This window comes from Streptomyces sp. JB150 (genome assembly GCF_011193355.1).
Taxonomy (GTDB): Bacteria; Actinomycetota; Actinomycetes; order Streptomycetales; family Streptomycetaceae; genus Streptomyces.
Genome location: NZ_CP049780.1, coordinates 4,646,980 through 4,666,811, shown reverse-complemented (window position 1 = coordinate 4,666,811; position 19,832 = coordinate 4,646,980). Strand labels below are relative to the sequence as shown.

Annotated in this window: 21 protein-coding genes and 1 pseudogene; 13 read left to right on the top strand and 9 right to left on the bottom strand. The window is 71.9% G+C overall.

Annotation, left to right across the window (positions count from 1 at the left end):
• Nucleotides 1-66 precede the first annotated feature (66 nt).
• Nucleotides 67-1,659, bottom strand: a complete 1,593-nt coding sequence (locus G7Z13_RS21780) for a glycoside hydrolase family 20 protein (protein ID WP_240926520.1) — start codon at nucleotides 1,657-1,659, stop codon at nucleotides 67-69.
• Nucleotides 1,660-1,962: 303 nt separating this feature from the next.
• Here G7Z13_RS21780 and G7Z13_RS21775 point away from each other — a divergent pair, with 303 nt between their 5' ends.
• The 9 genes from G7Z13_RS21775 (at nucleotide 1,963) to G7Z13_RS21735 (ending at nucleotide 8,463) form a co-directional block, all read left to right on the top strand.
• A complete protein-coding gene (locus tag G7Z13_RS21775; protein WP_240926519.1) occupies nucleotides 1,963-2,421 on the top strand; it encodes a 2-oxo-4-hydroxy-4-carboxy-5-ureidoimidazoline decarboxylase in 459 nt (152 codons plus the stop codon).
• A 250-nt stretch (nucleotides 2,422-2,671) separates the two neighbouring features.
• The gene (gene sdhC / locus G7Z13_RS21770; protein ID WP_166001795.1) at nucleotides 2,672-3,052 is read left to right on the top strand and encodes a succinate dehydrogenase, cytochrome b556 subunit; all 381 of its coding nucleotides are present in this window, start codon (nucleotides 2,672-2,674) and stop codon (nucleotides 3,050-3,052) included.
• A 5-nt stretch (nucleotides 3,053-3,057) separates the two neighbouring features.
• Nucleotides 3,058-3,534 (top strand): succinate dehydrogenase hydrophobic membrane anchor subunit, encoded by a 477-nt coding sequence (locus tag G7Z13_RS21765; protein WP_073940417.1) that lies wholly within the window; start codon nucleotides 3,058-3,060, stop codon nucleotides 3,532-3,534.
• 19 nt (nucleotides 3,535-3,553) lie between these two features.
• Nucleotides 3,554-5,308: a succinate dehydrogenase flavoprotein subunit gene (gene sdhA / locus G7Z13_RS21760; protein ID WP_166001793.1), complete on the top strand. Its 1,755-nt coding sequence runs from the start codon at nucleotides 3,554-3,556 to the stop codon at nucleotides 5,306-5,308.
• Nucleotides 5,308-6,069 (top strand): succinate dehydrogenase iron-sulfur subunit, encoded by a 762-nt coding sequence (locus tag G7Z13_RS21755; RefSeq protein ID WP_166001791.1) that lies wholly within the window; start codon nucleotides 5,308-5,310, stop codon nucleotides 6,067-6,069. Before sdhA ends, G7Z13_RS21755 begins: the two co-directional genes overlap by 1 nt.
• Nucleotides 6,070-6,200: 131 nt before the next feature.
• Nucleotides 6,201-6,611 carry a VOC family protein gene (locus G7Z13_RS21750; protein WP_166001789.1) on the top strand — a complete coding sequence of 137 codons (411 nt, stop codon included), beginning with the start codon at nucleotides 6,201-6,203 and terminating at the stop codon, nucleotides 6,609-6,611.
• Nucleotides 6,612-6,719: 108 nt separating this feature from the next.
• Nucleotides 6,720-7,127, top strand: a complete 408-nt coding sequence (locus G7Z13_RS21745) for a hypothetical protein (protein ID WP_166001787.1) — start codon at nucleotides 6,720-6,722, stop codon at nucleotides 7,125-7,127.
• Between the two features lie 56 nt (nucleotides 7,128-7,183).
• Entirely contained in the window at nucleotides 7,184-7,690 is a 507-nt protein-coding gene (locus G7Z13_RS21740; RefSeq protein WP_166005185.1) for a DCC1-like thiol-disulfide oxidoreductase family protein, read from the top strand.
• A 29-nt stretch (nucleotides 7,691-7,719) separates the two neighbouring features.
• Nucleotides 7,720-8,463, top strand: coding sequence for a TetR family transcriptional regulator (locus tag G7Z13_RS21735; RefSeq protein ID WP_166001785.1), 744 nt, complete (start codon nucleotides 7,720-7,722; stop codon nucleotides 8,461-8,463).
• An 84-nt stretch (nucleotides 8,464-8,547) separates the two neighbouring features.
• On the opposite strand, the gene G7Z13_RS21730 is transcribed toward G7Z13_RS21735, so the two are convergent.
• Nucleotides 8,548-9,951 (bottom strand): metallophosphoesterase, encoded by a 1,404-nt coding sequence (locus G7Z13_RS21730; protein ID WP_166001783.1) that lies wholly within the window; start codon nucleotides 9,949-9,951, stop codon nucleotides 8,548-8,550.
• Between the two features lie 37 nt (nucleotides 9,952-9,988).
• The gene (locus tag G7Z13_RS21725; protein ID WP_166001782.1) at nucleotides 9,989-10,228 is read right to left on the bottom strand and encodes a hypothetical protein; all 240 of its coding nucleotides are present in this window, start codon (nucleotides 10,226-10,228) and stop codon (nucleotides 9,989-9,991) included.
• Nucleotides 10,229-10,319: 91 nt separating this feature from the next.
• On the opposite strand from G7Z13_RS21725, the gene G7Z13_RS21720 reads away from it, so the two are divergent.
• Nucleotides 10,320-11,654: a D-alanyl-D-alanine carboxypeptidase gene (locus tag G7Z13_RS21720; protein ID WP_240926305.1), complete on the top strand. Its 1,335-nt coding sequence runs from the start codon at nucleotides 10,320-10,322 to the stop codon at nucleotides 11,652-11,654.
• On the opposite strand, the gene G7Z13_RS21715 is transcribed toward G7Z13_RS21720, so the two are convergent.
• The 4 genes and pseudogenes from G7Z13_RS21715 to G7Z13_RS21700 all read right to left on the bottom strand — a co-directional run.
• Complete coding sequence (locus tag G7Z13_RS21715; protein ID WP_166001778.1) at nucleotides 11,605-12,609, bottom strand: YihY/virulence factor BrkB family protein; 1,005 nt, start codon at nucleotides 12,607-12,609, stop codon at nucleotides 11,605-11,607. The two genes, G7Z13_RS21720 and G7Z13_RS21715, sit on opposite strands and share 50 nt — an antisense overlap.
• Nucleotides 12,597-13,058: a GtrA family protein gene (locus tag G7Z13_RS21710; protein ID WP_240926303.1), complete on the bottom strand. Its 462-nt coding sequence runs from the start codon at nucleotides 13,056-13,058 to the stop codon at nucleotides 12,597-12,599. The genes G7Z13_RS21715 and G7Z13_RS21710 overlap by 13 nt, the downstream gene beginning before the upstream one ends.
• Nucleotides 13,055-14,050, bottom strand: coding sequence for a decaprenyl-phosphate phosphoribosyltransferase (locus G7Z13_RS21705; RefSeq protein WP_166001776.1), 996 nt, complete (start codon nucleotides 14,048-14,050; stop codon nucleotides 13,055-13,057). The genes G7Z13_RS21710 and G7Z13_RS21705 overlap by 4 nt, the downstream gene beginning before the upstream one ends.
• A gap of 124 nt (nucleotides 14,051-14,174) precedes the next feature.
• Nucleotides 14,175-14,672, bottom strand: a pseudogene (locus tag G7Z13_RS21700) (phosphatase PAP2 family protein); the annotation flags it as partial.
• A 133-nt stretch (nucleotides 14,673-14,805) separates the two neighbouring features.
• Here G7Z13_RS21700 and G7Z13_RS21695 point away from each other — a divergent pair.
• Together G7Z13_RS21695 and G7Z13_RS21690 are read left to right on the top strand one after the other, a co-directional pair.
• Complete coding sequence (locus G7Z13_RS21695) at nucleotides 14,806-16,161, top strand: FAD-binding oxidoreductase (protein WP_166001773.1); 1,356 nt, start codon at nucleotides 14,806-14,808, stop codon at nucleotides 16,159-16,161.
• Between the two features lie 81 nt (nucleotides 16,162-16,242).
• Complete coding sequence (locus G7Z13_RS21690; RefSeq protein ID WP_166001771.1) at nucleotides 16,243-16,998, top strand: decaprenylphospho-beta-D-erythro-pentofuranosid-2-ulose 2-reductase; 756 nt, start codon at nucleotides 16,243-16,245, stop codon at nucleotides 16,996-16,998.
• Nucleotides 16,999-17,075: 77 nt separating this feature from the next.
• Here G7Z13_RS21690 and G7Z13_RS21685 read toward each other — a convergent pair whose 3' ends face one another.
• Nucleotides 17,076-17,654 carry a 2'-5' RNA ligase family protein gene (locus G7Z13_RS21685; RefSeq protein ID WP_166001769.1) on the bottom strand — a complete coding sequence of 193 codons (579 nt, stop codon included), beginning with the start codon at nucleotides 17,652-17,654 and terminating at the stop codon, nucleotides 17,076-17,078.
• Between the two features lie 332 nt (nucleotides 17,655-17,986).
• The gene (gene trpS / locus G7Z13_RS21680) at nucleotides 17,987-18,997 is read right to left on the bottom strand and encodes a tryptophan--tRNA ligase (RefSeq protein ID WP_166001767.1); all 1,011 of its coding nucleotides are present in this window, start codon (nucleotides 18,995-18,997) and stop codon (nucleotides 17,987-17,989) included.
• 185 nt (nucleotides 18,998-19,182) lie between these two features.
• On the opposite strand from trpS, the gene G7Z13_RS21675 reads away from it, so the two are divergent.
• Nucleotides 19,183-19,740 (top strand): RNA polymerase sigma factor, encoded by a 558-nt coding sequence (locus G7Z13_RS21675; RefSeq protein ID WP_166001765.1) that lies wholly within the window; start codon nucleotides 19,183-19,185, stop codon nucleotides 19,738-19,740.
• Nucleotides 19,741-19,832 lie beyond the last annotated feature (92 nt).

The following is a 19,832-nucleotide window of genomic DNA, read 5'->3' as shown; positions in this document are numbered from 1 at the left end:
GGGAGAAGAGGTTTTCGGCCAGGGGATCGGAGTCGGCGGCCAGGCCGATCGGTCCGGTCACTCCGGTCACTCCAGCCTGTCCGCCAGTGCACGGAACTCGGACCAGGAGAGCGAGGGCTCGCCCGGGTTCCAGAGCTTCTGCACGGTGGCCCGCAGCGGCATCCGGATGCCCGCAGCGACCTGCTCCTGGGTCTGCGACCCGGCGAGGTCGCACCAGACGGCGAACACCCCGCCGAGGATTAGCCCGTCGTAGCGCGCGGGCACGGCCTGCGTCCCGCGCAGCACCCGCGGTGTCCACTGCTCGTAGATCCGCTGCCCCGTCGGGTAGACGAAGGTCTGCGGCTGTCCGAGCACGTAGTACAGGAACTCGTCGTTGTAGTTGATCACCTGGCGTCCGGCGCTCAGGTACTCGGCCGGCGGCCGGGCCCCGATCTCCTTGCCGGTCCAGTAGGCGACCTGGATCCGCTCGTCGGCGCCCACGGAGGTGTTCCGGTAGAAGCCGTCGTTCCACGCGCGCGGGGCGGACTTGCCCCGCACCCGGACGGTCTCCGCGCGGTCGTTGAGCCAGCCGGTGGCGAGGTCGGCGACGGTGCCGCCCTCGCCGTAGGCCCGCCGCGCGGCGGCGGCCAGCCGCGGGTACGACGCCTCGGGGTCGGCCGCGGTCAGCGCCCGGTACTCGTCGCCGCCCAGATGCCAGGGGGTGCCGGGGAACAGCTCGGCGTACTCGTTCAGCAGGTCGTCGACGATCTCGGCGGCGTCCGGGTTCGAGATGTCGACCGCGCCGGCCGCCGCGACCCCCTGCGCGTTCCGCAGCTGGAGACCGGGGTGGGCGGCGATGACGGCCCCGAGGTGCCCGGGCGAGTCGATCTCCGGTACGACGGTGATGTGCCGGCTCTCGGCCAGCTTCACGATGCGCCGCACCTGGGCCTTGGTCAGGTGGTCCTCCGACACGACCTCCGGATGGGTGTCGGACGCGATCCGGAACCCCTGGTCGTCGGAGAAGTGCAGGCCCAGCTCGTTGAACTTCAGGTCGCCCAGCTCGCGCACCCGGTCCTCGATCCAGGCCGCGTCGAAGTGCTTGCGCGCGATGTCCAGCATGAACCCGCGGCGCGGCTTGGCCGGGTCGTCGCGCACCACGCCCTCCGGGGCGCTGCCGCCGCCGCGCACGGCCTGCTTCAGGGTGCGGGTGCCGTAGAAGACGCCCGCGTCGTCGGGCGCGGTGATGGTGACCCGGCCGCCGCGCACGGTCATGGTGTACGACTCCGGGTCGGCGCCCTCGTCGTCGTTGAGCGCCAGCCGGACGTCCCCGGCGCGCAGGTCCGCCTTCTGTCCGCCGTACGCCATCCCCAGCTCGCCGGCGATCAGCCGCCCCTCGTCGGCGAGGTCCGCGTCGCTGACCACCACCCGGTGCCCGCGCTCGGGCCGCCAGCCGGGCCCGCGCGCCGGCGTGTGCGCCCGTACGGCGGGGATGGTGCGCGGCGCGGAGGAGAGCGGATGACTGCGGCCGGGGCTCGGGGTCTGCCGGTGTTCCGGCGCGGCGGGCGCCCGCTCCGCGGGCCGCTCCGCCGGGGTACGGGCCGCCGAGCCCGCCGGCTCCCCGCCACCGCTCTGGCCGCCCCCGTCGGCCCACAGTCCCAGCCCCACGCCGGTCAGGGCCACCACGGCGGCGGCCCCGGCGGCCGTCGCGGCCACCCGCCTCCGCCTCGCCTGAGTCGCCGACACGCGGCGCCTGTGCTGGCTCACGCCGCCAACGTAAGCCCGGAGCGGACGGCGTACGTCGACGAGAGGCCCTTAAACCTCCCCGTCCGGGTGACATTCGGGCATCCGTCGGACACACAGTGACCACTCTCGATAACGTGAGGGCACAACTTTCACACCTTCCTTCGAGGACCCACGCTGCCCGCGCCCCGTCTCCCCGACCGGCTCGCCCCACCGGGACAGTCCCGCGGCACCTGTGCCCCGCTGGACGCCTTCAACACCGCCCCCGCGGAATCCGCCCGGCAGACCCTGCTCACCTGCCTGCACAGCCGCCACTGGGCCACCCGCGTCACCGCCCACCGCCCCTACCCCGACCTGGACTCCCTCCTGGCCGCGGCCGACGAGGCGGCGTACGACCTGTCACCGGGCGAGGTGGCGGAGGCCCTGGCGACGGAGTCGCTGCCGGTCCTCCCGGAGGGGACGTACGAGGCGGCACACACGGCCCTGAACGCGGCGTACGCCGCTTACGAGGCACGATTCGGACACGTATTTGTCATCCACGCGAACAACGCGTCCGCGGACGAAACCCTCAATCACCTCCTGACGGCCATCCGGTCACGATTGGCGAACGATCCGGAAGAGGAGCGGGTCCTGGTCGTGGACGAACTCCGGCGCCTGGCGAAGGGACGCCTGGTCGAGCTCCTGAGCGGCGCGAGGCGGTAACCGGCAGGCGGCTGCCGCCACGTGGGCCCGACCAGCCACAACGTGCCGCACCCGGCACATAACGGCGCCCATCACCCCAGACCCCCCGAACCTCACCCATCCGCGTGCCAGTTTGATCACACCGACAGGCCCCGTGTAAGCGCCACAGGCAACCGTCGCTACGATGCTGGGGGCCGGTGGACCGTACCCGGCCGGGCCCGTCCGACACCGAAGCCGGCAGGCCCCAATCCCGCTCCCGGAGGGTTCTTCCGTGCCGGCTGGAACGCTGTACCGCGGACGGGAAGGAATGTGGTCCTGGGTGGCTCACCGAGTCACCGGCGTCCTCATTTTCTTCTTCCTGTTCGTGCACGTGCTGGACACCGCACTCGTCCGTGTCTCCCCCGAGGCGTACGACAAGGTCGTAGCCACCTACAAGACGCCGATCGTCGCCGTGCTGGAGTACGGCCTCGTCGCCGCCATCCTCTTCCACGCGCTCAACGGCCTCCGCGTCATCGCCGTCGACTTCTGGTCGAAGGGACCCCGCTACCAGAAGCACATGCTCTGGACCGTCGTAGGCATCTGGGTCGTGCTGATGATCGGGGCGATCTACCCCGTCCTCGGCCACGCCGCTCGTGAACTGTTCGGGAGCTGACGCCCATGTCCACCACTGAGACCACCGCTTCCGGCGTTGGCCCCGTCGAGGGCGGCTACAGCGTCGACAACCCCGCGCCGTACATCGAGGCGCCGCGCAAGCGCACCAAGAAGACCCCGAAGTCCACGCGGGGCAACTTCGAGCTGGCGGCCTGGCTCTTCATGCGCCTGTCCGGCGTGGTGCTGGTCGTCCTGGTCATCGGCCACCTGCTGATCCAGCTCGTGCTGGACGGAGGCGTCTCCAAGATCGGCTTCGCCTTCGTGGCCGGCCGCTGGGCCTCGCCGTTCTGGCAGGTCTGGGACCTGCTGATGCTGTGGCTGGCGATGCTGCACGGCGCCAACGGCCTGCGCACGGTCATCAACGACTACGCGGAACGCGCGAACACCCGGCTGTGGCTCAAGGGCCTGCTCTACACCGCCACGGTGTTCACCATCCTGCTGGGCACGCTGGTGATCTTCACCTTCGACCCGAACATCCGCTAGGCACGGGGCTGCGAGAATCATGAAGATCCACAAGTACGACACCGTCATCGTCGGCGCCGGTGGCGCCGGTATGCGCGCGGCCATCGAGTCGACGAAGCGCAGCCGCACCGCGGTCCTGACCAAGCTGTACCCCACCCGCTCCCACACGGGCGCCGCGCAGGGCGGCATGGCCGCGGCGCTGGCCAACGTGGAGGAGGACAACTGGGAGTGGCACACCTTCGACACGGTCAAGGGCGGTGACTACCTGGTCGACCAGGACGCCGCCGAGATCCTGGCGAAGGAGGCCATCGACTCGGTCCTCGACCTGGAGAAGATGGGCCTGCCGTTCAACCGGACGCCCAACGGGACGATCGACCAGCGCCGCTTCGGCGGTCACTCCCGCAACCACGGCGAGGCGCCGGTCCGCCGGTCCTGCTACGCGGCCGACCGCACCGGCCACATGATCCTCCAGACGCTGTACCAGAACTGCGTCAAGCACGGCGTGGAGTTCTTCAACGAGTTCTACGTCCTGGACCAGCTGATCACCGAGGAGAACGGCGTCAAGCGCTCCGCCGGTGTCGTCGCCTACGAGCTGGCGACCGGCGAGATCCACGTCTTCCAGGCGAAGGCCGTGATCTACGCCTCCGGCGGCTGCGGCAAGTTCTTCAAGGTGACGTCCAACGCGCACACGCTGACCGGTGACGGCCAGGCCGCCGTGTACCGGCGGGGCATCCCGCTGGAGGACATGGAGTTCTTCCAGTTCCACCCGACCGGCATCTGGCGCATGGGCATCCTGCTGACGGAGGGTGCCCGCGGTGAGGGCGGCATCCTGCGCAACAAGGACGGCGAGCGCTTCATGGAGAAGTACGCGCCGGTCATGAAGGACCTCGCGTCCCGTGACGTCGTCTCCCGCTCCATCTACACCGAGATCCGGGAGGGCCGCGGCTGCGGTCCCGAGGGCGACCACGTCTACCTGGACCTCACCCACCTGCCGCCGGAGCAGCTGGACGCCAAGCTCCCGGACATCACCGAGTTCGCCCGTACGTACCTCGGCATCGAGCCGTACACGGACCCGATCCCGATCCAGCCCACCGCGCACTACGCCATGGGCGGCATCCCGACCAACGTCCAGGGCGAGGTGCTGGCCGACAACACCACCGTCGTGCCGGGTCTGTACGCCGCCGGCGAGGTCGCCTGCGTGTCGGTGCACGGCGCCAACCGCCTGGGCACCAACTCGCTGCTGGACATCAACGTGTTCGGCAAGCGGGCGGGCATCGCCGCCGCCGAGTACTCCCAGAAGGCGGACTTCGTCGAGCTGCCGGAGAACCCGGAGGCGTTCGTCGTCGAGCAGATCGAGCGGCTGCGCACCTCCACCGGCAACGAGCGGGTCTCCACCCTGCGCCGTGAGCTGCAGGAGACCATGGACGCCAACGTCATGGTGTTCCGCACCGAGCAGACGATCAAGACGGCAGTCGAGAAGATCGCCGAGCTCAAGGAGCGCTACAAGAACGTGGCGATCCAGGACAAGGGCAAGCGGTTCAACACGGACCTGCTGGAGGCCATCGAGCTGGGCAACCTGCTCGATCTGGCCGAGGTCATGGCGGTCTCCGCCCTGGCCCGCAAGGAGTCCCGCGGCGGCCACTACCGCGAGGACTACCCGAACCGCGACGACGTCAACTTCATGCGCCACACCATGGCGTACCGCGAGGTCGGCGCCGACGGGTCGGAAACCGTCCGTCTCGACTACAAGCCGGTCGTCCAGACCCGCTACCAGCCGATGGAGCGTAAGTACTGATGGCTACCCCTGTCCTGGACAAGGCGGAAGCGGCCTCCGCCGCCTCCCCCTACATCACCGTCACCTTCCGGGTCCGCCGGTTCAACCCGGAGGTCTCGGCGGAGGCGACCTGGGAAGACTTCCAGCTGGAGATCGACCCCAAGGAGCGCGTCCTCGACGGCCTGCACAAGATCAAGTGGGACCTGGACGGCACGCTCACCTTCCGCCGCTCCTGCGCCCACGGCATCTGCGGTTCGGACGCCATGCGGATCAACGGCAAGAACCGTCTGGCCTGCAAGACGCTGATCAAGGACATCAACCCCGAGAAGCCGATCACGATCGAGCCCATCAAGGGCCTGACGGTCCTGAAGGACCTGGTCGTGGACATGGAGCCGTTCTTCCAGGCGTACCGGGACGTGATGCCCTTCCTGATCACGAAGGACACCAACGAGCCGACGCGCGAGCGCCTGCAGTCGGCCGAGGACCGCGAGCGCTTCGACGACACGACCAAGTGCATCCTGTGCGCCGCGTGCACGTCGTCCTGCCCGGTGTTCTGGAACGACGGCCAGTACTTCGGCCCGGCCGCCATCGTCAACGCGCACCGCTTCATCTTCGACTCGCGTGACGAGGCGGGTGAGCAGCGCCTGGAGATCCTGAACGACAAGGACGGCGTCTGGCGCTGCCGTACGACCTTCAACTGCACGGACGCCTGCCCGCGCGGTATCGAGGTCACGAAGGCCATCGCCGAGGTGAAGAGGGCGCTGATCACGCGCCGCTACTGAGCCCGGCGGGCCGGCTCGGCCGGCACACGGCACCGTGGGCCCCCGTTCCCTCCTGGGAGCGGGGGCCCACGCGTGTGTCCGGCCGGGCGCCAATCACCCGATATGTTCGGTCGCTCTCCTATTCTGACGGTATGTCAGATGACCAGTCGTACGAGCTGCTCGGTTTCGACAACGTGCTGCTGCCCGTCGGGGACCTCGCCGAGGCGGTGGCGTTCTACGAGCGGGCCGGGTTCACGGTCGGGTTCCGGCTCGACGAGGCCGGTATCGCGCTGCTGAAGGCCGGCGGGGAGACGCCCGGCATCCTGCTGCGGCAGGAGGAGGGTCTGGGACACCGGCCGCCGCCGTGGCCGTCGCCGCGCGTCTGGCTGGAGGTGCCGGACGCGCGGGTCGCGGCGGAGTGGCTGCTGGGCGCGGGAATCACCCCCTGGGAGGGGCCCTTCGCCACGGCCACCGGGTGGACGGTCGAGATCGCCGACCCCTGGGGCAACGTCATCGGCCTGACGGACTACGCCAAGCGGCCGGAACTGGGGCGCCGCCCCTGAGGCGGGGGTCACACCGGCAGGCCGCCCGCACTGATTGAACACGTTCAAAAACAGGTCTACAGTCTCTCCTGTCAGCGTTTTGAACGCGTTCAAGAAAGGGTGGGGGACATGGACCGTACGGTCGTCGCCTACGTCATCTACCTGCTGGTGAGCATCGCCCTGACCGTCTGGGTGGCCCGCACGCTGAGCCGCAACGGGCGGGTCTTCCTCGCCGACGTGCTGCACGGCAACGAAAAGCTCGCCGACGCCGTCAACCACCTGCTGGTGGTGGGCTTCTACCTGGTCAACCTGGGCTTCGTGGCGCTCTACCTGGGCGGCGACGAGACCGTCACCGACACCCGCGGGATCTTCGAGACGCTGTCGACCAAGCTCGGCGTGGTGCTGCTGGTGCTGGGCGTCCTGCACCTGGGCAACGTGTACGTGCTCAGCCGCATCCGGCGGCGCGGGGTGATGGAGCGCGAGCAGGTGCCGCCGGTCGCGCCGCAGGGCTGGGCCGCTCCGACGGCCGGGGCGTGACGGCGGTGACCGCCGTGACCGGGGGCGCGGGCGGCACGGGTGGCGCGGGGGACGCGGTGGGCGCCCCCGCCGCCGGCCGGGACGCCGCGCGCGTCCCGGTCCGCCGGCTGACCGTGCTGTACGACGCCGAGTGCGCGCTGTGCGCCTTCCTGCGCGACTGGCTGGTCCGCCGGCCCCAGCTGGTCCCCCTGGAGCCGCTGCCCGCCGGGTCGGCCGAGGCGCGGCGGCGCTACCCCACGCTGGACCACGGCGCCACCCTGGAGGAGATCACCGTCGTCGGGGACGCCGGGCAGGTGTATCAGGGGCCGGCCGCGTGGATCGTGACGTTGTGGGCGCTGCGCGAGTACCGGGGACTCGCGCATCGCCTCAGCACCCCGACGGGGAGGCTGCTGGCCCGCGGCGCGGTGCTGGCCGCGGCGAAGTGGCGGGGTGCGCAGTGGGGCGGGGCGCAGTGGGGCGGGAGGGTCTACCGCCGTGCGGACGGCTGGGTGTACGAGCCGGGCCACGGCTGGTCGTACCACCCGCCCGGCTGCGCCGGCGGGGCCTGCCCCACCGGTCCGTAGCAACCCCGCCCACTGGTTAGGCTCCTTGCGTGCCTGCGAAGAACGACAGCCCCGGTGCGGGCGACGCGCCCAGCAAGTCCGAGCAGACCCGCGCGCTCATCCTGGAGACGGCCATGCGGCTGTTCCAGGAGCGCGGCTACGACAAGACGACGATGCGGGCCATCGCCCAGGAGGCCGGGGTTTCCGTCGGCAACGCCTACTACTACTTCGCCGGCAAGGAACACCTGATCCAGGGCTTCTACGACCGGATCGCCGCCGACCACCAGGCGGCGGTCCGGCCCGTCCTGGAGCGGGAGACCGACCTGGAGGCGCGGCTGGCGGGGGTGCTGAAGGCGTGGCTGGACGTGGCCACGCCGTACCACGAGTTCGCGGTGCAGTTCTTCAAGAACGCCGCCGACCCGGACAGCCCGCTCAGCCCCTTCTCCCCCGAGTCGGAGCACGCGCGCGTGGAGGCCATCAGCGTCCACCGGCAGGTGCTGGCCGGGGCCACGAAGACCAAGGTCCCCGAGGAACTGCGGGAGATCCTGCCCGAGTTGATGTGGCTGGCCCAGATGGGCCTGTGCCTGTACTGGATCTTCGACCGCACCGAGGGCCGCGAGCGCAGCTACCGCCTCGCCGAACGCGGCGCCCGGCTCACCGCGCGCGGTGTGTACCTGGCCCGCTTCCGCGTCCTGCGCCCCCTGGTGCGCGAGGTCCACGAGCTGTTCACGGACTTCCTGCCGGGGATGACGCGGGTGCTGCCGGACCCCGGGGACCCGGGGCGGGGGCAGTGACCCATTTCCGGATGAAGGGGGCGGAACGGGCAAACTGCTATGACCCGGCCTGCTTCCGCCTGGTCGTGGAGGTCACCTCCAGCCTCACCGGGCTGACGCCAGCTCCACCACCGTGATGTCGGACGGCGCCCCCACCCGGGTCGGCGGTCCCCACGCGCCCGCGCCCCGGCTGACGTACAGCTGGGTGTCGCCGTAGCGCTCCAGGCCGGCCACCGTGGGGTTCGCGGCGGCGGCGAGGAGGTTGCCGGGCCAGAGCTGGCCGCCGTGGGTGTGGCCGGAGAGCTGCAGGTCGACGCCGTGTTCGACGGCGTCGTGGATCTGCACCGGCTGGTGGGCGAGCAGGACGCACGCGCGTGCGGTGTCCCGGTCGCCGAGCGCCTTGCCGAAGTCGGGGCCCTGGCCCTCGTCCTCGCCGGCCACGTCGTTGACGCCCGCGAGGTCGAAGTAGGGCAGTTCCGTACGGTCGTTCTCCAGCGGGCGCAGCCCGAGGCGCCGTACCTCCTCGACCCACTGTTCGGCGCCGGAGAAGTACTCGTGGTTGCCGGTGACGAAGTACGCCCCGTGCCGGGCTTCGAGCCCGGCCAGCGGGGCGGCGGCGGGGCCCAGGTCCTTGACGCTGCCGTCGACCAGGTCGCCGACGACCGCGATGAGGTCGGGCTGGGTCGCGTTGATCGTGTCGACGACCTTCTGGGCGAAGCCGCGGCCGAGCACCGGGCCCAGGTGGATGTCGCTGACGACCGCGATCCGGAAACCGTGCGCCGCGCGCGGGAGCTTGGCGAGCGGCACGGTGACCCGCTTCACCCGCGGGCCGCGCAGCACGCCGTAGGAGCCGTAGCCGACCGTGCCGACGGCCGCCGCGGCGGCGGCGCCGGCGACCACGCGGGAGACGAACAGGCGGCGGGAGGGGGCGGCGGGACCGGAAGCCGGGGAGTCCTCACGGGGTCCGCCGGGCCGCTCGGGTCCGCCGGGCCGCTCGGGTCCGCCGGGCCGCTCGGGTGCCTCGGTGTCCTGGGCAGATGCCTCGGTGTCCTGAGCGGGTGCCTGGGGGTCCTGGGCGGGTGTCTCGCGGGGCTTGGCGGGTGCGCCGGCCGCGTCGGCTTCCTGGGCCGGGGCGCCCGCCGGTATCGGCTGCGGCCGGCGGACGTTTGGCGCGGCGGGCGGCCGCGCCGCGCGGTCGCGGCGCTCCAGCCAGCGGCGCAGCAGCGGCCGTACGGCCTCCCCCACCACCAGGGCGAGCAGCAGGTAGATCGACAGCGCCAGCCACAGGAAGCCCGGCCAGGCGAGGGTGCGCTGGAGCCAGAACGGCATGCCGACGCGTCCCGCGAGCAGGGCGGCGACGGCGAGCGCCCAGCCGCCCGCGATCAGCACCGCGCCCGCGCGGCGGACCGCTCCCGGGGCACGGGTGGTGTCCCGGAACAGGCGGCGCCACAGGTACCAGTTGGCCGCCACGAGGACGCTCACCGTGACGAGCAGGAAGACGATCACCATGCCGTTGCTCTCTCCTGGAGTCGGGAAGACCGCGGTGCTATGACGTTCGGCGCATCGCGCGCAGACCGCGCAACCCGATGACCCCGATGACCGTCCCCCATACGAAGGAGACGACGGCGAGCAGCAGGTGGACCCAGAAGTAGGTCGTCGGCTCGCCGTCGTCGAACGCCAGCCCGCTGCTGTCCTTGATCAGGTTTTTGACGAAAGTGACCCAGATGACCCAGCTCCAGACCCCGAAGGCGAGCAGGAACCAGGAGATCGGGCGGCTGAGTTTCATGCGTTCAGTATCGCCGCCCGCCGTCCGGAGCCCCGGCCGGGGTGGGGAGGGGGGCGGGACATCCCGGCGTGCGCCCTGTACGTTCTCGCTCGTGCCCGCACCCGAGAAGACCGTGAAGCGGTCCCTGCTGCTCACTTCCGCGACCTTGTTGTCGCTTTCGCTGACCGCTCCGGCCGCGCTGGCGGCGCCGAAGCCGACGCCGACGCCCACGGCGGCGCGCACGCCGGCACCGTCCGCCTCGGCGAGCCCGTCGGCCACTCCCCCGGCGAACATGTCGACCGTCGGCGGCGAGCGGCTCGGGCAGCCGGGCACGCAGGTGAATCTGGCCCCCGGCGTGCCGGTGCTGCCGAAGGACGTCACCGCGCGGTCGTGGATCGTGGCCGACGCCGAGTCCGGCGAGGTGCTCGCCGCGCACAACGCGCACTGGCGGCTCGCCCCGGCCTCCACGCTGAAGATGCTGTTCGCGGACACGCTGCTGCCGAAGTTCCCCAAGGACATGAAGTACAAGGTGGCGGCCGAGGACCTGGCGGACATCGGCGCCGGCTCCTCGATGGTCGGGATAAAGGAGAAGGAGACCTACTCGGTCCACGACCTGTGGCTCGGTGTCTTCCTGCGCTCCGGCAACGACGCCGTGCACGTGCTGTCGGCGATGAACGACGGCGTCGACAAGACCGTCCGGGAGATGAACCGGCACGCCGAGGAGTTGCAGGCCCTCGACACACACGTGGTCAGCCCCGACGGCTACGACGCTCCCGGCCAGGTGTCCTCCGCGTACGACCTGACGCTGATCGCCCGCTCCGGACTGCAGAAGAAGGACTTCCGCGAGTACTGCTCGACGCTCACCGCGAAGTTCCCCGGGCTGACGAAGAAGAACAAGAAGGGCAAGACGGTCCGCGAGACCTTCGAGATCCAGAACACCAACCGGCTGCTGACCGGCGACTACGACATCGACCAGTACCAGGGCATCGCGGGCGTCAAGAACGGCAACACCACCAACGCCGGAGCGACCTTCACGGGTGTCGCCGAGCGGGGCGGCAAGGTGCTGCTCGTGACGGTCATGAACCCGCAGAAGAACGACCACAACGAGGTCTACAAGGAGACCGCGCGCCTGTTCGACTGGGGCTTCCGGGCGTCCGGGAAGGTGCAGCCGGTGGGCGAGCTGGTGCCGCCGAAGAGCGCCGCGCAGCCCGGCGCCCGGCCGGGTGCCACGGCCTCCGCGCCGGCGGGCGCGGGCGAGGCCGGGGGCGCCACTGGCGGGGGTACCGCGAAGAAGCCGGTGGCGAGCGCCACGGCGGAGAGCGCCTCCAGCGGCATGGGCGTCGCCCTGGGGATCGCGGGCGGTCTGCTGGTGCTGCTCGGCGGCGCCGCGTTCCTGGTCAACCGCCGCTGGCCGCTGCCGGACCTGGTGCGCCGCCGGGGGCGGTGACGCCGCCGCCCGCGCCCGTCCCGACGCCGGTGCCGGTGCCGCTCCCGGTGCCGACGCCGGTGCCGACGCCGGTGCCGCTGCCGTCGCCGGCGGTGGCCCCTTCGGCGTCCTTGCCGGGCGTCGCCGTCCAGGACGCGCAGAACAGCACCAGCTTGCAGGTGAAGTTGATCCACAGCAGCAGGGCGACCGGCACACCGAAGGCGCCGTACATGCTCTTCGCGGCCACGCCCTGCATGTAGCCGCTCAGCAGCAGCTTCAGCAACTCGAAGCCGATCGCGCCGACCAGGGCGCCGACCAGCAGCCGGTGCCGGGCCGGCTCGACGCCGGGCAGCAGCGTGAGGACGTACAGCAGCAGGAAGAAGTCGGCGAGCACGGCGACCGCGAAGGCGGCGACCTGCAGCAGCGCGCTGCCCCAGCCCTGCTCCTCCAGGCCGAGCTGGCGGGCGGTCCAGCCGACGGCCGCGGAGGCGACGGTGGACGCGGCGAGGGTGACCAGGACCGCGCCGCCGAGACCGACCAGCACACCGCCGTCCTTGACCTTGCGCAGGACCGGGTTCTCCTCGTCGTCGGGCAGCTCCCACACCGCGCGCAGGCACTCGCGCGTGGAGCCGACCCAGCCGATCCCGGTGATCAGCAGCACGGCGCCGGCGATGACCCCGACGGTGCCGGCGTTCTGGACCAGTCCGCTGATGTTCATCTGGTCGGCGATGCCGGGGATCTGCTCGGCGATCCTGTCCTCCAGCTCCTTCTGCCGGTCCGCGCCGAGCGTGGCGGCGCCGATCGCCGCGGCGACCGTCAGCAGCGGGAACAGCGCGACGAAACTGGTGAACGTCATCGCCGCGGCCAGCCGGGTCCAGTGCACGCGGTCCAGCCGCTCGTACGAGCGCCACGCGTGCGTGACCATCAGCCGGGCTGCCCACGGTCCGACGACCGGGAGCCTTTTCAGCCAGTCCATGGAGCCAACCTGCCCTCCGCGCGGAAGACCCATGTCCGGGTGCCCCAGAAGCGCAGGAGTGTCGCCAGTGCCATGCCGACTCCGGCGCCGGAGACGGTGTCCGCGCGCTGCGAGGTGTAGCCGAGGCCGTAGTGGCTGACGGCGAGACAGAGCAGCTGGACGAGGGCGCCCGCGGCGTTCACCGCGAAGAACAGCGCGTACCGCCGCCAGGGGGTGCCGCTCGCGCGGTCCCGGTAGGTGCCGAGCGCGTTGCCCGCGTAGGCCACCGTGCAGCCGGCCACGAAGGACAGCGCCTTGGCGGTGAGCGGGTCGAGGTCCAGCGGGCCGCGCAGCCAGGTGAACAGGGCGAGGTCGGTGGCGTAGGCGAGCAGGCCGACGGCGGCGAAGGAGAGGACTTCCCGGGGGTCCAGCCGCAGCCGCAGCCGCGCGCGCAGGGGCGCCCACGTCACCAATCGGCCACCGCCAGGCCGTACATGGCGAGCCACACCAGGCCGATCAGGACCAGTGCGCGGTCCCGCAGCACCACTTCCTCGGGTTCGCCCGCGGTGCCCCGGTCGGCGAACACGGCGTACCGCAGGATCGCCAGGATGAAGGCCACCATGGACAGCTGACGCCACGGCAGCAGCCCGGTGTGCGGGTCACCGCCCGCCTCCAGCGCCCACAGGCAGTAGCCGAGTACGGCGACCCCGGCGGCCAGCTGCCACACGAAGCGGAGGTAGCCGGTGGTGTACTCGGTGAGCAACGCGCGCGTGGCGCCTCCTTTCCCGGCCATCTGGACGGCCTCGGAGTAGCGCTTGGCCGCGACCATGAACAGCGCCCCGAAGCCGGTCGTGATCAGGAACCAGCGCGACAGCGGGATGGACAGCGCGAGTCCGCCGGCCGCCGCCCGCATCAGGAACCCGGTGGTGACGATGACGAGGTCGACGACCAGGACGTGCTTGAGGCTGACGCAGTACGCCAGTTGCATGCCGAGGTACGCCGTCAGCAGCGCCGCCACCGACGGCGAGGCCAGCCAGGCCGCGGCGGCCGGCGCGAGGACGGCGAGCGCGCCGCCGACCGCGTAGGCGACCGGGACGGGCACCTGTCCGGCGGCGACCGGGCGGTGCCGTTTGGTCGGGTGCGCGCGGTCGGCGTCCGCGTCCCGCGCGTCGTTGATCAGGTAGACGGCGGCGGCGCAGGCGGTGAACAGGGCGAAGACGAGCGGCAGCCGGGTGAGCGCGGCACGGGAGAACAGCTCGCCGGCGGCGGCCGGGGCGGCCACGACGAGGAGGTTCTTGACCCACTGCTTGGGCCGCGCGGTCCTCAGCAGGCCCCGGAGGAGCCCGCCGAGGGGCGTGCCCGCGCGGGGCGCCTCGGGCGGGCGGGGGCGGGGGGTACGGGCGCCCAGGAGGGTCGGTTCCTGCGTGCGGGTGCCGTTCGCCATGGGCGCTGCCTCAGTCATGCCCGTCGCTCCCTGTCGTGCCGTACGCGGTCGTGCCGTACGCGGTCATGCCGTACGCGGCCTTGCCGTAGGCGGCCTTGCCGTAGGCGGCCTTGCCGTACGCGCCGTCCTGTGCGCCCCGGTGGATCCAGCGCGCCCCGAGGCGTGCCGTGAGCGCCCCCAGGGCCGCGCCGGCCGCCACGTCGGAGGGGTAGTGGACGCCCACGACGAGGCGGGAGAGGCACATCGCGGCGGCGAGCGGCGGGACGAACCAGGCCCCGGCGGTGCCGAACGCGCCGTAAGCGACGGCCGCCGCGGCGGCGGAGGCGGCGTGGGAGCTGGGGAAGGAGTGCCGTCCGGCGGTGCGCACCAGGGGCTCGACGTGCGCGGGGCGCGGACGGCGCACGATCCGTTTCACGCCCATGCTGGCGAGGTGCGCGCCCGCGATGAGCGCGGTACCGCGCAACCAGGCGCCGCGCCGGGCGCCGTCCACGGCGGCTCCGGCGAAACCCGCCGCGAGCCACAGCGCCCCGTGCTCGCCGGCCCAGGACAGGGCGCGCGCGGCTGCCGCGACGCGCGGGTCGGAGCCGTGGGCCCGGAGCGCCGAAAGGATTCGGTGGTCCATGTCGTCGAGGTCGTCCATGTGGACTCACTGTTCACGCCGACAGGGCCGGATCTCCGGCAATATTGAGCGACATCCCATTAATCACCCATTTCGGGGAGAGATGCGATGTTTCACAACCAACGGCCCACATAGGGACGATACGGTCGCCGACATGCCTGCCGAGACCGTCTCCGTCACGGGATGGGGCCGCACCGCCCCCACCACCGCCCGTCTGATCCGCCCACGGACCTACGAGGAGGCCGTCGCCGCAGTCCGGGACTGCGGGGCCCGGGGAGGCATCCCCCGGGGCCTGGGACGGGCGTACGGGGACGCGGCGCAGAACGCGGGCGGGTCGGTCCTCGACATGACCGGCCTGGACCGGATCCACGCGATCGACGCCACGAACGGCACGGTGCTGTGCGACGCCGGCGTCTCCCTGCACCGGCTGATGCGCATCCTGCTGCCGCTCGGCTGGTTCGTTCCGGTGTCCCCCGGCACCCGCTACGTGACCGTCGGCGGCGCGATCGGCGCCGACATCCACGGCAAGAACCACCACATCTCGGGGTCCTTCTCCCGGCACGTGCTGTCCATGGAACTGCTCACCGCCGACGGCGGCGTCCACGGCGTGAGTCCCGGCACCCCGCTCTTCGACGCCACCACCGGCGGCATGGGGCTGACCGGCGTCATCCTCACCGCCACCATCCAGCTCCAGCCGGTCGAGACCGCGTGGATGTCGGTCGACACCGAACGCGCCCGCGACCTCGACGACCTGATGGCCCGGCTGACCGACGGCGACCACCACTACCGCTACTCCGTCGCCTGGATCGACCTGCTGGCGCGCGGTGCGGCGACCGGCCGCGCGGTGCTCACCCGCGGCGACCACGCGCCCCTGGACGCGCTGCCCCGCACCGCCCGCGCGCGCCGGGACCCGCTCGCCTTCCACCCCTCCCAGCTGCCGGCCGCCCCCGCCTTCCTCCCCGAGGGCCTGCTCACCCGGCGCACGGTGGGCCTGTTCAACGAACTCTGGTACCGCAGGGCGCCCCGCGCGCGTACCGGCGAACTCCAGAGGATCTCCGCCTTCTTCCACCCCCTGGACGGGGTGCCGCACTGGAACCGGATCTACGGCCGCGGCGGCTTCGTGCAGTACCAGTTCGTCGTCGGATACGGCCAGGAGGAGGCCCTGCGCCGGATCGTGCGCCGGATCTCCGAGCGCCGCTGCCCGTCCTTCCTGGCCGTGCTGAAGCGGTTCGGGGACGCCGATCCGGGCTGGCTCTCCTTCCCCTCCCCCGGCTGGACCCTGGCCCTCGACATCCCGGCCACGCTGCCCGGCCTGGACGCCTTCCTCGACGAGCTGGACGAGGAGGTCGCCGCCGCGGGCGGCCGGGTCTACCTCGCCAAGGACTCCCGGCTGCGGCCCGAACTGCTCGCCGCGATGTACCCGCGGCTGGACGACTTCCGCGCGCTGCGGGCGGAACTCGACCCGCGCGGGGTGTTCGTCTCCGACCTCGCCCGCCGGCTCTCCCTCTAGGCACCCAGCTCCGTACACCCACCCCGCGAAACCCAGCCCAGACACCCCGCTCCAGACACCCAGACACCCTTAGGAGCCGCCGTGAAGGACGCCTTCGGCCTCCCCCAGTCCCTGCTCGTCCTCGGCGGTACGTCCGAGATCGCGCTGGCCACCGCGCGCCGGCTGATCGCCCGCCGCACCCGCAGGGTCTGGCTGGCCGGCCGCCCCTCCCCCGGCCTGGAGCAGGCCGCCGAGAGCCTGCGCGCGCTCGGCGCCGACGTGCGCACCGTCGCCTTCGACGCGCTCGACCCCGAGTCGCACGAGACCGTCCTCGGGAAGGTCTTCGCCGAGGGCGACATCGACCTGGTGCTGCTCGCCTTCGGCATCCTCGGCGACCAGGCGCGCGACGAGCGGGAACCGGTGAGCGCGGTGCGCGTCGCGCAGACCAACTACACGGGCGCGGTGTCCGCCGGCCTGGTCAGCGCCCGCGCGTTGCAGACCCAGGGCCATGGCTCGCTGGTCGTGCTGTCCTCGGTCGCCGGGGAGCGCGCCCGCCGCTCCAACTTCATCTACGGCTCCAGCAAGGCCGGCCTGGACGCCTTCGCGCAGGGCCTCGGCGACGCGCTGCACGGCACCGGCGTCCACGTCATGGTCGTACGCCCCGGCTTCGTCCGCTCCCGCATGACCGCCGGACTGGACGAGGCGCCCCTCGCGACGACCCCCGAGGCGGTCGCGGCCGCCATCGAACTGGGCCTGCGCCGCCGCTCGGAGACGGTCTGGGTCCCCGGGGCGCTGCGCCTGCTGATGTCGGCGGTGCGGCATGTACCGCGCGCGGTGTTCCGCAGGCTGCCGATCTGAGGCGACGCGGGGGCCGGTCGGGCCGGCTCGCGGAAGCGAGGGTCACCGCGCGGGCGCGTGCCCGCGCGGTGAGCGGCTCAGTGGAGGGTGCCCTGTTCCTCTGCCGGGGCCGCGGCCTGGGGCGGCACCGTGGTGCTGCCGAAGGTGAACTCCCGCAGCTTGCGCCACACGCCGTCGGCGCCCTGTTCGTAGAGGGCGAAGCCGGTGCACGGCCACTCGGCCTCGTAGTCGGCCAGTTCCTCGAACGCCCGGTCCATCGCCGCGTCGTCGATGCCGTGCGCGACGGTCACGTGCGGGTGGTACGGGAACTGCAGTTCGCGTGCCACCGGCCCGGACGCGTCACGGACCTGCTTCTGCAGCCACGTGCACGCCTCGGCACCCTCGACCACCTGGACGAAGACGACGGGCGACAGCGGGCGGAAGGTGCCCGTGCCGGACAGCCGCATCGGGAACGGCCGTCCCGCCGCCGCGACCTCCGCGAGGTGCGCCTCGATGGCGGGCAGCGCGCTGTCGTCGACCTCGGTCGGCGGCAGGAGGGTGACGTGCGTGGGGATGCCGTGAGCCGCGGCGTCGCCGAAGCCCGCGCGCCGCTCCTGGAGCAGGCTGCCGTGCGGCTCCGGGACCGCGATCGACACACCGATCGTTACGGTCCCCACGTCGTCTCCTGTCGTCGTGTCGGTACGTCTGTGCGGTACGTCTGTGTGAGCGCGGACGGCCGCGGGGAGCAGCCGTCCGGCTATCGACTGTACGGCCCCGGCGCGGCCGTGGGCAGGCGCAGCCGTAGTGATGTGCAGCGCTGTGCGTGGTGCGGACCGAACCGGATCTTCCGCGCACGACCCGCGAGCCGCTCGGCACTCCCCCGGTACGCGGCGCACTACGCGCCCGCACCCGGCCGGGCGCCCGGTTCCTGCCGTGCCCGGTGCACGGCTCGCCGCCGTGCGCAGTGCCCGGTTCGGAGCCGTGCCCGGTGCCCGGTCAGGGGCCGGGATCAGTGCTTGGCCGGCAGGAAGCCCACGCGGTCGTAGGCCTGCGCCAGCGTCTCCGCGGCGACGGCGCGGGCCTTCTCCGCGCCCTTGGCCAGGATCGAGTCCAGCGTCTCCGGGTCGTCCAGGTACTCCTGGGTGCGCTCCCGGAACGGCGTCACGAACTCGACCATGACCTCGGCGAGGTCGGTCTTGAGCGCACCGTAGCCCTTGCCGGCGTACTTCTCCTCCAGTTCGGCGATTCCCGCCCCGGTGAGGGTCGAGTAGATCGTCAGGAGGTTGCTGACGCCCGGCTTGTTCTCCGGGTCGAACCGGATGACGGTGTCGGTGTCGGTGACGGCGCTCTTGACCTTCTTCGCGGTGGTCTTCGGCTCGTCGAGCAGGTTGATGAGGCCCTTCGGCGTGGACGCCGACTTGCTCATCTTGATCGACGGGTCCTGGAGGTCGTAGATCTTCGCCGTCTCCTTGAGGATGTACGGCTTCGGGACCGTGAACGTCTCGCCGAAACGGCCGTTGAAACGCTCGGCGAGATCGCGAGTCAGCTCGATGTGCTGGCGCTGGTCCTCGCCGACCGGCACCTCGTGCGCCTGGTAGAGGAGGATGTCCGCGACCTGGAGGATCGGGTACGTGAACAGGCCGACCGAGGCCCGCTCGGCGCCCTGCTTGGCGGACTTGTCCTTGAACTGGGTCATGCGGGAGGCCTCGCCGAAGCCGGTGAGGCAGTTCATCACCCAGCTGAGCTGCGCGTGCTCGGGCACGTGGCTCTGGACGAACAGGGTGCAGCGCTCCGGGTCGAGCCCCGCCGCGAGCAGCTGGGCGGCGGCGAGCCGGGTGTTGGCACGCAGCTCCTCCGGGTCCTGCGGGACCGTGATCGCGTGCAGGTCGACGACCATGTAGAAGGCGTCGTGGGACTCCTGCAGGGCCACCCACTGACGGACGGCGCCGAGGTAGTTGCCGAGGTGGAACGAGCCTGCGGTGGGCTGGATTCCGGAGAGCACGCGCGGGCGACGCTGCATGGCGAAGCCATTCCCCTGAGGGTGCTGGGCGACGGGTGGGCGATCAGAGGCCATGCCCACCATTCTCGCAGAGCGCGGGCGCCGCTCCGGAACTGGTCGGAAACAGGTGGGAACCGATCCGCCTCCCGCGGTGTAACAAGGATGTGAGGACGCGGGAGGGGGGCCGCATCGTCGATGAGGCCGCGGTGATCGCACGCGTACGCGCCGGTGAGCCGGAGGCGTACGCGGAGCTGGTGCGGGCCCACACGGGCATCGCACTGCGGGCGGCCGCCGCGCTGGGGGCGGGTGCGGACGCGGAGGACGTGGTGCAGCAGGCCTTCGTGAAGGCGTACTGCGCGCTGGGCCGCTTCAAAGAGGGCTCGGCGTTCAAGCCGTGGCTGCTGTCGATCGTCGCCAATGAGACGAGGAACACAGTGCGTACGGCGGCGCGCCAGCGCACGCTCGCCGGCCGGGAGGCGGCCTTCGCGGAGGCGGAGCCGCTGATACCGGAATCGGCGGACCCGGCGGTGGCGACGCTGGAGAGCGAGCGCCGCACGGCCCTGCTGACCGCCCTGGACAAGCTGAGCGAGGAGCACCGCCTGGTCGTCACGTACCGGTATCTGCTGGAGATGGACGAGCCGGAGACCGCCCAGGCGCTGGGCTGGCCCCGGGGGACGGTGAAGTCCCGGCTCAATCGGGCACTGCGGAAACTGGGCCGGCTGCTGCCCGATTTCCAGCCTCGGGAAGGGGGTGACGAGCGTTGACGAGCGAGGGGCAGGGGCAGGCAGAGGGCCGGGCACAGAGCCGGGCACCGGGCCAGGGACAGGTGCAGGGACAGGCGCAGGGACAGGGACCG

What these genes read in the sequence shown, in the direction of transcription:
- G7Z13_RS21765 (WP_073940417.1), top strand. Translation starts at nt 3,058, where the DNA reads ATGTCCACCACTGAGACCACCGCTTCCGGCGTTGGCCCCGTCGAGGGC.
- sdhA (WP_166001793.1), top strand. Translation starts at nt 3,554, where the DNA reads ATGAAGATCCACAAGTACGACACCGTCATCGTCGGCGCCGGTGGCGCC.
- G7Z13_RS21755 (WP_166001791.1), top strand. Translation starts at nt 5,308, where the DNA reads ATGGCTACCCCTGTCCTGGACAAGGCGGAAGCGGCCTCCGCCGCCTCC.
- G7Z13_RS21750 (WP_166001789.1), top strand. Translation starts at nt 6,201, where the DNA reads ATGTCAGATGACCAGTCGTACGAGCTGCTCGGTTTCGACAACGTGCTG.
- G7Z13_RS21745 (WP_166001787.1), top strand. Translation starts at nt 6,720, where the DNA reads ATGGACCGTACGGTCGTCGCCTACGTCATCTACCTGCTGGTGAGCATC.
- G7Z13_RS21730 (WP_166001783.1), bottom strand. Translation starts at nt 9,951, where the DNA reads ATGGTGATCGTCTTCCTGCTCGTCACGGTGAGCGTCCTCGTGGCGGCC.
- G7Z13_RS21725 (WP_166001782.1), bottom strand. Translation starts at nt 10,228, where the DNA reads ATGAAACTCAGCCGCCCGATCTCCTGGTTCCTGCTCGCCTTCGGGGTC.
- G7Z13_RS21715 (WP_166001778.1), bottom strand. Translation starts at nt 12,609, where the DNA reads ATGGACTGGCTGAAAAGGCTCCCGGTCGTCGGACCGTGGGCAGCCCGG.
- G7Z13_RS21705 (WP_166001776.1), bottom strand. Translation starts at nt 14,050, where the DNA reads ATGACTGAGGCAGCGCCCATGGCGAACGGCACCCGCACGCAGGAACCG.
- G7Z13_RS21695 (WP_166001773.1), top strand. Translation starts at nt 14,806, where the DNA reads ATGCCTGCCGAGACCGTCTCCGTCACGGGATGGGGCCGCACCGCCCCC.
- trpS (WP_166001767.1), bottom strand. Translation starts at nt 18,997, where the DNA reads ATGCAGCGTCGCCCGCGCGTGCTCTCCGGAATCCAGCCCACCGCAGGC.